This is a genomic window from Citrobacter sp. MGH 55, from assembly GCF_016906145.1.
Lineage (GTDB): Bacteria > Pseudomonadota > Gammaproteobacteria > Enterobacterales > Enterobacteriaceae > Citrobacter_A > Citrobacter_A amalonaticus.
On the sequence record NZ_CP070239.1, the window covers coordinates 4,361,590 to 4,373,951 of the forward strand.

Here is a 12,362-nt window from a genome sequence, read left to right on the forward strand (position 1 = left end):
AGTGGTCGCTCAGTACCAGTTCGATTTCGGCCTGCGTCCGTCCATCTCCTACAACAAATCTAAAGCGAAAGACGTAGAAGGTGTCGGTAGCGAAGATCTGGTGAACTACATTGAAGTGGGTGCCACCTACTACTTCAACAAAAACATGTCCACCTATGTTGACTACCAGATCAACCAGATTGATTCTGACAACAAACTGGGCGTGAACTCTGACGACACCGTTGCTCTGGGTATCGTATACCAGTTCTAATAGCAGACCCCTTTGCTAAATGCCTAAAAAACAGGACTTCGGTCCTGTTTTTTTATGCCTGTCAGCAAAATCTTGCGACTTCAAAAAACCTTCAGGCTTTTCATCACTAACGGTTGGCATTTTGTAAATCTACCGTTAACCTGATAACGGATTTCCCTTCTGTAACCACAATGGAACCTCGTCATGTTTGAGAACATTACTGCCGCCCCTGCCGACCCCATTCTGGGTCTGGCCGATCTGTTTCGTGCTGATGACCGTCCTTCGAAAATTAACCTTGGGATCGGTGTCTATAAAGATGAAACTGGCAAAACGCCAGTGCTGACCAGCGTTAAAAAAGCCGAGCAATACTTACTCGAAAATGAAACAACAAAAAACTACCTCGGCATTGACGGTATTCCGGAATTTGGCCGTTGCACGCAGGAGCTGCTGTTCGGCAAAGGTAGTCATCTTATCAATGACAAACGCGCACGCACGGCGCAAACGCCGGGCGGCACCGGCGCGCTACGCGTTGCTGCCGACTTCCTGGCAAAAAATACGGCAGTAAAACGCGTCTGGGTGAGCAACCCAAGCTGGCCGAACCATAAGAGCGTGTTTAACTCCGCCGGGCTGGAAGTACGCGAGTACGCTTATTACGACGCAGAAAACCATTCACTCGACTTCGATGCGCTGCGAAACAGCCTGAGCGAAGCACAGGCGGGCGATGTGGTGCTATTCCACGGTTGTTGCCATAACCCAACCGGTATCGATCCTACGCTTGAGCAGTGGCAAACCCTGGCACAGCTTTCCGTCGAGAAAGGCTGGTTGCCGCTATTTGACTTCGCGTATCAGGGCTTCGCCCGTGGTCTGGAAGAAGACGCGGAAGGACTGCGCGCGTTCGCCGCGCTGCACAAAGAGCTGATTGTCGCGAGCTCCTACTCCAAGAACTTTGGCCTGTACAACGAACGTGTGGGTGCCTGTACGTTGGTTGCGGCAGATGCGGAAACCGTTGACCGTGCCTTCAGCCAGATGAAATCCGCCATTCGTGCGAACTACTCTAACCCGCCAGCCCACGGCGCATCAGTGGTTGCCACAATCCTCAGCAACGATGCGCTGCGCGCAATCTGGGAACAGGAACTGACCGACATGCGCCAGCGCATCCAGCGTATGCGTCTGCTGTTTGTGAACACCCTGCAAGAGAAAGGGGCTGAACGCGATTTCAGCTTCATCATCAAACAAAACGGCATGTTCTCATTCAGCGGCCTGACCAAAGAGCAGGTTCTGCGTCTGCGTGAAGAGTTTGGCGTTTATGCGGTGGCTTCTGGTCGCGTCAACGTTGCCGGAATGACGCCGGATAACATGGCGCCGCTGTGCGAAGCCATTGTTGCCGTGCTGTAAGACGTGCGATAAAAGCAAAGCCCGCGATAAGCGGGCTTTTTAATGGGGATTACCAGACAGGCATTTCATCCTGCAGGAACGGGTTGTGCAACCGTTCATAGCCCAGCGTCGACAGCGGGCCATGACCCGGAATAAACGTCACGTCATCGCCTAATGGCAACAGCTTACGTTTGATCGAGTCAATCAACTGGCTGTGATCGCCGCGCGGGAAATCACTGCGCCCTACTCCACCTTTAAAAATCACGTCGCCTGAGATAAGAAGTTGCGACTGCTCGTCGAAGAAAACGACGTGTCCAGGCGTATGGCCCGGGCAATGCAACACCTGTAAAGTCACATTCCCTACGCTGACACGATCTCCTTCGTTAAGCCAACGGTCGGGCGTCAGTGGCTGACATTCGCCGAGGCCAAACATGCGACTTTGCGCAGGCAAACCCTGCAGCCAGAACTCATCTTCTTTTTCCGGACCGATAACCGGTACACCGTAATGTTGCGCCAGTTCCGCCGCGGCACCCACATGATCGAGGTGTCCGTGAGTGAGCAGGATCTGCGTCAACGTGATGCCGCTGGCATCCACTTCCTGTTTGATTTTTTCAGCATCGCCGCCGGGATCGACAAGCGCTGCCAGACGCGTTTGCTCACACCAGATCAAAGAACAGTTCTGGGAGAACGCGGTGACCGGAATAATACGATAGTTCATACTGCTCCTGTTTCGTTAATCACCAGTGCCGCGCCGGCCCGGTGTCAATATGCACAAAGTTACTGCGTGGGTAGTATCCTACACCACCTGCGCGCATAGATAACGCAGCTTTGCGAATATTACTTAACGAAATGCCTTCAATATGAAAATCCATGGCCTGGCCTTTGGTGTGATAGCTTTGTTTCGCTACCCCACGGCTGTGCGCACGCAATTCATTGTTGGTATCCAGTGAACGATAACCGGAAATCAGTTGAACGGGCTTACGTGTTCCCAACAGCCCTTGCAGGCGGAAAAGCTGATCGAAGAGTCTGGGGTCGATGGACTTCACCTTATTCGCGCGATAGTCACGGAAAAAATGGTTAAGTTTGGCTAATTCATCCTGAATATAAGCTCTGCCATCAAAAAATTCCGCTTTAATTGACTCTCCGGTGTTGAGGTTGCTCAGAGTCAAAATACGCGGACGCGGGGTAGAGAGTGTGGCAAACGCAGGCACAGGCAAGATGGCAGCTCCGAGGGCAGCGCCACCTAACGCCAGCAGTTTGCGGCGATTAGCGTCAAATTTGTCCATGGTTTAAGGTCTACAGGTCAATGTTATCGTCTATATGCTTTAGCGCACGATAGGCACCTTAACTGGCATCAAAGCCGCCGTCAAGTTGGCCCAACCCCAGCAATGACGGGGCTTCTGGGCCGATGCCCCTGTCACTGCCAATTATTACGACAACAGATTAACCAGAACTTCTTCATTTACCTGATTAATTGTTCTGCTTTTGCCACAATTTGTGCGCTGGATCGCGCTGTCAGATCATAATTGTAAATATCTGTACGATACTGGGTACGCCCGTCCGCGCCAACAAACGCCGTCAGGTAATACAGGTTGACCGGGATAGTCTGACGAATATTGACGTAGCGCGTGTCGCCCTGCTTCAGCGCATCGGAAATTCGCGTATCGTTCCAGCCCGCATCCTGTAACAGCATGTTTGCCAGTTCAGAAGCCTTGTTCACACGCACGCAACCGGAACTAAGCGCCCGGGAATCCTTCTGGAACAAATTATGGTTAGGCGTGTCGTGCAGATAAATTGCATCGGAACTTGGCATATTGAACTTGTAGCGGCCCAACGAGTTACGCGCTCCCGGCGCCTGCTGGAAACGGAACGGTAAATTTGACGGCGTGATGGTTGACCAGTCAACCTGCCACGGATCAATCGCTTCTCTGCTGTTCCAGCCCCGCATCACGGTATAGCCGTGACGTTCAAGGTAGCCAGGATCGTTCCACAGCTTGGGCAGAATGTCCTTACGCGCCAGCGTCGGCGGGACGTTCCATGGCGGATTGACCACCACGTTATTCAGAGCGCTGCTCATCATCGGCGTTTTACGATCGGGACGACCGACAATTACCCTGGACGCCAGCACCTGATTACCATTCTGATAATAAACTAGCGAATACGCCGGAATATTCACCATAATACCCGTCGACAGTTCAGATGGAAGCAAACGCAGACGCTGGATATTGAGCGCCAGTACCCCTGCACGCTGCGCGGGGGTCACGTTCAGCCAGTCGCGGGTAGCCGGGCCAATAGCGCCATCTGCGCCCAACCCTTGCCACGTCTGGAAGCGTTTTACCGCTTCAACCAGCTCTTTATCATACGCAGCACGGACAGCTGGTGCTGGCTTACTGCGCGGCGCAGTCTGTTTTGCCGTGTCAGCGCTCGGGGTTTCAACGGCAACGGCTGACGGGCTAACCACCGCTTCTGATGGGGTCTCATCACCCGGCAGTGCAATTTTCGGTCCGCCTTCCAGCATCCCGGTACGTTGCAGTATTTCCCGCAGCGCAGGCACGTCGTTGCTCCACTGACCCGGTCGTAGCGTTGCTTTGCCGGTCAGCTGCGGCCATGGACGTGAATCGCCCACCAGCGCTAATAACGACGCGTGCATTGACGCATACTGAGGGTGCTGGGGTGCCAGCCCGGCAATAAACGTCGGAAGTTGTCCATTATCCAGCGCAACCTGCCACTGATTGATGACCGACAGCGGTGGCGTCGCCAGTGCATACGGTTTACTGCTGTACAGCCAGCGGTTGCCTTTGACCGGAATATTGGCGATCAGATGGAGATACCCCATCATCGCATCAGACAACACCAGATCGCGCGCGATGCCGTTAACGGCAGGATCGGTCAGTAACGCCACCCAGGTGGTGAATTGAGGCTGGAAGCCCGCAATGGCAACCTCTGCCAGCTGTTGCTGGAACGCTTTGACGGCTTCGCGATTTTCCCACATGGGTTTCATATCTCGCGCCGCATAAAGCAGTTCAAGCTGATTCATATAGACAGGCGTATAGCCTGAAGGAAGTTGCGACTGAAGCTCAGCTCGCGCCTTTTCCGCCGCCCCCTCAGGGAGTGGCTGCAGACCCGCCATCACCGCCGTTGCGCCAGATTGCGCCTGCGGCTGAGCGAGACTCTGTTCACTGACAACGACAGGGCTGTCGCCAGGTATCACTTCAGGCTCATCAGCCTGAACACTGGACAGTGGAGCGAATACTACGGCCAGGCATAAACTTATTGCCGAGAACCGACGACCACCAATTTTATTAAGCAACATCCCTTGCCCTCTGGTTACATTACGACATGCTCACATCTACCGGAGCTTTCCTTCATTATAGAAAGGCTGATATGCGATTGCCTAACCTAATGTAAAGAAGTTTAAAGAAAATGCACCTGAAATCCATAGTTTAAGAAATGAAAAAGACGGCTTTTCAGCCGTCTTTAAGGTTTTAGCTGGCCTCTGACGGGGCATCAGCCTCGCCGGGGAGAGGATCCGGTAACTGCGGCGCAAATCCTCGCAGCCCGACCACATGAACGTGTTCCGTATTCTGGAAGACTTTACGCACCAGCTTATAGGTGGTGCCCTTCTCCGGACTGATGTTTTCCGGCGCCGCGATGATGAGCTGCATCTGCAGACGCTCACACAGCTCAAACAACGTCGCGATGGAGCGCGCATCCAGACGGGCGGCTTCATCGAGGAACAGCAGACGGCAAGGGGAGATATCTTTCCCGCGCAGACGGCGCGCTTCATCTTCCCAGCTTTGAACCACCATCACCAGGATCGACATTCCGGTCCCGATCGCTTCACCGGTCGATAGCGCACCGGACTCTGCACGCAGCCAGCCGTCAGAACCACGGTTAACTTCCACTTCCATTTCGAGATAGTTACGGTAATCCAGTAACTCCTCGCCAATGGTTTGCGGCGTACGCTGTCCCATGTCGATTTGCGGGTTCAGGCGTTGATAAAGCTTCGCCAGCGCTTCTGAGAAGGTCAAGCGGTTGCTGTTGAACAGATCCTGATGCTGCTCATGCTGTTCAGACAGCACTTCCAACAGCGTGGCATGGGTTTCACGCACATTCACGTTCAGACGCACGCTGTGAACCTGACCGAACGACACGCTCTGCAACCCCTGGTTGAGCTGACGAATACGGTTCTGCTCGCGCTGGATGGTCTTGCGAATAATGTTCGCCACGCTACGTGAGCTGATTGCCAGTTTCTGTTCACGGGAGGTCAGTTCTTCGGTCAGGCGGCCCAGCTCGATTTCCATCTGTTCGATGGCTTCCACTGGATCGTCGGTACGAATGATATCCTGACGGATACGCTCGCGCAGATGCTGATACACTGCGACAAAGAACTGGATCTTACGTTCCGGACGTTTCGGATCTTCCGACAGACGCAGGACATCACGCAGATGTTCGTTATCAGCGACCGCCAGACGCAGCGCACCCAGCGCCTTATCCGACATGGAGCGCAGATCATCACCGGAAAGATAGGCCAGCTCGCGACGATGCAAACGACGCTCGACGCCGCTGTCTTTCACCAGTCGCATCACGGCGCACCAGCCTGCTTTCGCGGTTACCACCTGCTCACGCATTTCGTGGTAATCGCGTTCCAGTTTGCGCAGTTTGCGGGTCAGGTTATCCATCTCCGCTTCACAGAAGGTAAGCGCTTTTTCGAGCTGGTTACGCCGCGCACGGTTGTTGCTGAGCTGCGAATGCAGTTCATCGCGACGAATGCGCGCACGCTCTTCCGCTCCGCTGTCGGCACGCACGCCAATATCCTGCAATTCACGCTGCAAATCGTTAAGCAGCTCTTTCTTGGTATCGTAAGAGCTTTTCAGCGAAGCCAGAACCTGATTGTACTGACTCAGTTGCGCCGCATGACCACGCAGGGCTTCACGGGCGCGGGTACGTTCAGCTTCCGCATGTTCCAGGCGCTCACGCAGTTTTTCGTTCAGATCGCTGTTGCCGCTGAGCATTTCCGCTGAGTCGGAATAGCCGAAGTGTGCACGACGCTGGACCACTTCGGTCAGCGCAAACGCCTGCTGACGCGCATCGCGCTGCGTCTGCTGGGAGTACGCGTAATCTTCTTTCAGTTGTTCAAACTGTTCCGGGTCGCTCTGCAACACCGACACCATCGGTTCCAGTTTCGCCAGTTGGTTGCCGTGCTGCTGTACAAAGCGCGCGGCTTCTTGCGCTTCATCCAGACGCTCGCGGATCTCTTCGACGCGATCCGCCAGACTGTCGTCAGCCAGCAAATTCAGACGCGGCAGCAGGCGGTTAAGCGCGGCAACGCCCTCTTTCGCCTGTTCGTACTGCAGACGCTGCTGCTGGTTTTCGTTTTCGTGGGCGGTCAACGCACGTTCCAGCTCAACGCGACGGCTGTTGAGCTGGCGAATTTCGGCTTCCGGATCGGATTCAAAAGCCACCGAAAGATGGCTGCCAATGAAGCGGCTGAACGCCTGATGCAGACGCTGCGTTTTCTGAACGTCAAAAGAGAGCGTGGCAAAACGCTCGGATAATCCTTCACGCTCGGCATGCAGCGTTTCGATACGGTTTTCTCGCGCCGCACGGCCAAACAGCGGTACGGACGGGAAGCGCGAGTAGCGCCACTGGCGATCGGCAATCTTCACCACCACCGCTTTTTCCAGTTCGTCGACGCTGAAGACGCTGTCATCAAATGACTGCGGATCCCCTTCGATCAGATACAAATCTTCCGGGCAATCCGTCAACCCTTCCAGTTGTTCAGCGATCAGCGACAGATCCGGCACCACAATGGCGTGACGCGACGGACCATACAACGCGGAGAAGTACGGCGCATCTTCAAGACTGACGTCGTCATAGATTTCTGACAGCAGCACGCCGCCAAAGCGTTCCGCCAGCGCGTTCAGACGCTGATCTTCCGAGCCACCAGGCTGGCTTAAGCGTTCGATCTCTTCATCGACGGCATTCTTGCGCGCGCCGACTTCGTCGCGTTCCACAATCGCTTCACGCTCTCGTTCGAGCAATTGCTGCAGATATTCGGTCACTTCCTGGCTGGACGTAAACTCTTCACCGCACTGTTCACTCAACTGACTCAGGCTGTTTTGCGCCGCCAGCCAGACGGGGGCACGCTGCATGAGATGCTGAATGCGCGACTGTAGCTGTTCCTGCTCTTGACGCAGCGCCATACGCTGTTCATGCGCGCTGGAAACGTTGTCAGACAGCGAGGCGATACGCGCTTCCAGCTCCTGATGCAGGGCTTCCAGTTCGTCAATGTCGAAATTTTTCCCCTGACGTTTGCAGAATTCCGCCAACAGACGTTCGGCTTCCTGCTGCTCGCGCAGACGCTGTTCCAGTTCGCTCAGTCGCATACGCAGCGACTGCGCCTGTTCCGCCAGGTGACGCTGGTCAACGCCTTCGCGCAGCAGTTCGCGCGCCACGTCCCAGGCTTCATTACGCGCCAGCGGGCCATTGATCGCCACCACCAGCTGATACGCCTGCTCGAACTGACTGTGCGCGGTTTGCGCCACGCTCATTTTCTGTTCTAGCGAGAGCATTTTTTCGGTGGCTTCCTGCTCTTTCGCCTGGAAGGTTTCCAGCCACTCGGCGGCGCTATCGGCCGTCAGATCCGGCAGATGGCACACCGCTCTGGCGCGTTCCAGCGCCGAGATCGCCTGGTTGTACTGGATGGCGCGGGTCTGTTGAACGTCCAGCGCCTGCTGGTAGTCCGCCAGTTGGCTTTTCAGCTCATCCACTTCCAGCTCGGCCGCTTCGGCGCGCGCTTCGTTCTCTTCCTGACGATCGGCGGCTTCTGCGACCACTTCATTTTGTTCTTCGAGACGGATCTGCAACTCGTCGAGATCCGCTTCATAACGTTCAATTTTTTCCTGCTGGCGTAGCGCGGTTTGCACCAGGTTCAGGTGATCGCTTGCCGCCTGATAATCGGCTTCGAGATCGCCTTCCGCACCGTTGTGCTCGCCCAACTCACGCGCCATGTCGACGTGTTTATACTGCTCGGCCGCCAGTTGTTTGCGCGACGTGTACAATTCGCGACGGAATTCCAGCGCTTTATCGAGGTGGATCCGGCGCTCATTGGCGTGACGCATATAGTCCGCCGCCACATAGTTGGTGGCTTCGCTAATCAGGTGTTTAAACAGATCGCGATCGGACTGGGTAACGCGAATGGCTTCCAGCGTCAGGCGGTTTTCCCGCAGCGCAGCTTCCATATCCTGGAACGCCTTACGCACCCCGCTGTTTTCCGGCAACAGGTAGTCGCGCAGAGACCGGGTGATCGCGCTGGAAATCCCACCGTACAGCGAGGCTTCAATCAGGCGATAGAATTTACTACGGTCAGACGCAGAGCGCAGACGACGGGCGATGAGGCCCAAATCAAACATCAGCGAATGGTAATCGGTGATCGAGTTGAACTGCTTAAACTGCACGCCTTCCATCGCGTCGAGCTTTTCTTTCAGCTCCGTTAACGGCAGGACGCGCGCCTGACGTTCGTTCAGCGTCTCCGTCACCAGTTGCGTAGGCTGCACAGACATCGGCAGTCCCTGAATGGCAAACGGTTTGATATCGACTTTACGGTCGCGTCCGGCAACCTGCTGCAAGCGCACACCCACCACCACGCGCTGATGGCGCGAGTTGATCGTATCGAGCATCGAATAACAGACACCCGCTTTCAGCTTACCGTGCAGACCTTTGTCGCGTGAGCCGCTGGTCGCGCCTGCTTCCGTGGTGTTACGGAAGTGCAGCAGGGTTAAATCCGGGATCAGCGCCGTGACGAACGCCGCCATGGTAGTGGATTTCCCCGCGCCGTTCCCCCCGGAAAGCGTGGTAACCAGTTCATCCAGGTCAAAGGTACGGGCAAAGAAACCGTTCCAGTTAATCAGCGTTAGTGAGCGAAATTTACCGCGTTCAATCATTATTCTTCTTCTCCACTGTCCGGCTGATTCTCTTCGGTCTCATCATTGAGCTGCAGGTGGTTTTCGACCGGCATCGCTTCGCCATCGCGGATCAGGCGACGCTGCGCTTCGCGCGGGTCGTCACCCGTTCGTACATCCGCGCCAAAGCGGAACACCGATTCCGTAATGCGGAATTTGCTGCTGTCATGCCCCATAAACCACACCATGCCTAAACGGCGCAGGCGGTTTAATGACGAACGCATTTTTTCCTGTAACTTCTGGCGGTCAACGTCGGAGCCGGTTGAGCGGTTATTCACCAGCTTCAACAGTTTGGCTTCGTCAGCCAGCGTCAGCAGCTCGTCGTACAACTCCTGCTGAGTGAAAATCCCCTCGTTCGCCAGCCGCTCCGGACTGAGGTAGAGGTAGCAGAGAATTTTACCGACCATCATGTCCAGTTCAGACAACACGGAACGCGGGATAATGGTCGTTGAACGCGGACGCAGGTAGAAGAAACCTTCCGGCGCGCGGATCAGCTCCACGTTATAGCGGCTGTAAAACTCTTCCAGATAGTCCTGAAAGTCCATCAAAAAGGCATGATTATCCAGTTCATCCAGACCAATGTGGCGGCCTGAACGTAATGCGCTATCCAGCGCCGGAAATAACGGATTCGCCAGCGCCTGCGCCAGCTTAACCGGCATCACTTGTTCAATATTTGTCAATGACATGCGCCTGTACCTTGGCTCCGTAATCATTAATCGGCTGCCATTTGGCTGGCAGTCCGGTGAAGTCTGCTTGCGCTACGCCAAGACGTACCGCCTGATCGATAACAATGCGCGCGACGTCAAAGTGACGCGCACGCGGGTATTGCGCAAGATACTCGCGCACTACCAGACCGAGATCTAACGGCGTCTCTTTCGATTTATAGATAGCCAGTTGGCCTTCGATAATCGCCGCCAGCTGTTCGCGGATCTCGTTAAACTCTTCGTACTCTAAATCCGGCGGAAGTTCCCCGGTGACCTCTTCATCACGCAGCGCCATCTCTTCGTCACGCATATCCAGCAGACGATCGGCGTTGGCATAGGTCAGCGCCCACGGCTCGTCAAAATAGGTCTGTACCGACTGACGTAAGCGCTGGGCAAAGACGCGGTTTTTATCCATATCGATGGCGGTACGGATAAATTTGTGAACGTGGCGGTCATAGCCAATCCACAGATCGATCGACTGCTGACCCCAGCTGATAATACGATCGAGCTTGCTTTGCAGGTCAAACACCAGGCGATCAACAAAATGCAGATCGTCATGAGCCAGCGTCGCATCCTGGATACGCAGCAAATTGGCCTGCAATTTATCGCCTGCCGCTTCCAGCGTATCCTGCAACTCGCGCAGAGTGCCGGAGGTTTCTGACAGTAGCAGTTCACAGCTCGAAATCGCCGCGCGCCAGTCTTTATTCAACAGTTGCGCGATATCATCTTTCACCTGCTGCTGCTGTTCATCCATGATGCGCTGAGTCAGATCGATACTGTCGAAAATCTCAGCGACCGAATACTTGAGTGGCGCATAGACGTTGCGATGCCAGTGGAACTCATCGCCGCCCTCATCGGCGGCATCCGCCGCGCGCTTGAGCTCACCCGCCACGATCGACAACTGCATTGACAGACGCAGCGTGGAAAATTCACGTTGACGAATATAGTAATCGGTAATGCCAATGCCGAGCGGCGTCAAACGATAAATCGCGTTCCCTTCTGCCTGCTCACTGGTAAAGCGGTTCAGCAGACGTTGACGCACCATATCGTTGATCGCATTGTTCGCGCGCACGCCAATGGTTTCGCTGGTTTGCTCAAACGCATCACTTACATGGCGGAACGCATCCACCAGTTCGCCTTCACTCATCTCACCGTCCAGGCGCTCGCCGTTCAGCGTGGCCACCGCCAGCAGAAACGAGAGTCGGTCTACCGGCAGCGAGATAGAGAAGTCATTTTTTCTGGCCCAGGCAACCAGTTCGGGGACTGTCTGGGAAAATTCACTCATAGGTTATCCTTGCATCTGCGGTTTACGCGCGGTGACGTGAATGTAACGACCCAGGCTGACATACGGCTCCAGGCGACAGTAACGCGTTTCTAATTCAAGCAATATCTCATAACAGTCACGCTGCTGATGTTTCTCACGCAGATAATCATGAAACACGCGCACCCCGGTTTTCCCGGTGATCTGCCAGCCCATCTGTTCCAGCCACTGGTAAACCTCTCCTGGCTCACGCGGATAGTCTGGTGAAAGGGTACGCTTCTTACGTTTGGGCATCCCTATCTGCACGTAGTCAAAGTTCCCCGCCACCATGTTATGCATCAACAGGCCGTTGGCATTGTAGAACATTAACGACAGTACGCCACCGGGACGCAATACCGACCAAAGGGTCTCTAACACGCTGACCGGATCGGCGACCCACTCCAGCACAGCATGAAACAATATCAGATCAACGGAGCTTTCCAAATGCGAAGCGACGTCCTGAGCAGCGCATTGTATAAAATGCATGTTGTGGCTCACACCTTTGGCTTCTGCCGCCCGTTGCGCACGGGCGATCATCTCACCGGAGACGTCACACAACGTCACGTGATGACCACGTTCTGCCATTTTAATGGCCGTTTGTCCTTCACCGCCGCCAGCGTCCAGCACACGAAGTGGTTGCGCGCCGAAGTCTGTCAGAATAAGGTCGAGATCCTGCCACAGGATCGCCTGCCTTAGCTGCCCTTTTGTGGTGCCGTAAATATTACGGGAAAACTTCTCAGCAATGTCATCAAAATTGCGATCCCGCATCGGGCTCTCCACAGGCTGGCTTA

At 54.9% G+C, this 12,362-nt stretch carries 9 protein-coding genes; 2 read left to right on the plus strand and 7 right to left on the minus strand.

Annotated features, from left to right (window positions below; genetic code table 11):
* Together JTI98_RS18065 and aspC are read left to right on the plus strand one after the other, a co-directional pair.
* Positions 1-250, plus strand: a 250-nt coding sequence (locus JTI98_RS18065; RefSeq protein ID WP_216081625.1) for a porin, incomplete at its 5' end; no start/stop codon positions are given.
* A gap of 183 nt (positions 251-433) precedes the next feature.
* Positions 434-1,624 (plus strand): aspartate transaminase, encoded by a 1,191-nt coding sequence (aspC, locus tag JTI98_RS18070; RefSeq protein WP_044327011.1) that lies wholly within the window; start codon positions 434-436, stop codon positions 1,622-1,624.
* 49 nt (positions 1,625-1,673) lie between these two features.
* Here the strand turns inward: aspC and JTI98_RS18075 are convergent, their stop codons facing one another.
* The 7 genes from JTI98_RS18075 to cmoM all read right to left on the minus strand — a co-directional run bounded on the left by JTI98_RS18075 (position 1,674) and on the right by cmoM (position 12,339).
* Entirely contained in the window at positions 1,674-2,321 is a 648-nt protein-coding gene (locus JTI98_RS18075) for an MBL fold metallo-hydrolase (RefSeq protein WP_044256324.1), read from the minus strand.
* 19 nt (positions 2,322-2,340) lie between these two features.
* Positions 2,341-2,889: a YcbK family protein gene (locus tag JTI98_RS18080; RefSeq protein WP_043001180.1), complete on the minus strand. Its 549-nt coding sequence runs from the start codon at positions 2,887-2,889 to the stop codon at positions 2,341-2,343.
* Between the two features lie 176 nt (positions 2,890-3,065).
* A complete protein-coding gene (gene ldtD, locus JTI98_RS18085; RefSeq protein ID WP_044256326.1) occupies positions 3,066-4,916 on the minus strand; it encodes a L,D-transpeptidase in 1,851 nt (616 codons plus the stop codon).
* 172 nt (positions 4,917-5,088) lie between these two features.
* Entirely contained in the window at positions 5,089-9,549 is a 4,461-nt protein-coding gene (gene mukB, locus JTI98_RS18090) for a chromosome partition protein MukB (RefSeq protein ID WP_043001182.1), read from the minus strand.
* On the minus strand, positions 9,549-10,253 hold the full coding sequence (mukE, locus tag JTI98_RS18095) for a chromosome partition protein MukE (RefSeq protein ID WP_043001183.1): 705 nt from the start codon (positions 10,251-10,253) through the stop codon (positions 9,549-9,551). The genes mukB and mukE overlap by 1 nt, the downstream gene beginning before the upstream one ends.
* Complete coding sequence (mukF, locus tag JTI98_RS18100; RefSeq protein WP_042320184.1) at positions 10,234-11,556, minus strand: chromosome partition protein MukF; 1,323 nt, start codon at positions 11,554-11,556, stop codon at positions 10,234-10,236. Before mukF ends, mukE begins: the two co-directional genes overlap by 20 nt.
* Before the next feature lie 3 nt (positions 11,557-11,559).
* Entirely contained in the window at positions 11,560-12,339 is a 780-nt protein-coding gene (gene cmoM, locus JTI98_RS18105; protein ID WP_054177197.1) for a tRNA uridine 5-oxyacetic acid(34) methyltransferase CmoM, read from the minus strand.
* Positions 12,340-12,362 lie beyond the last annotated feature (23 nt).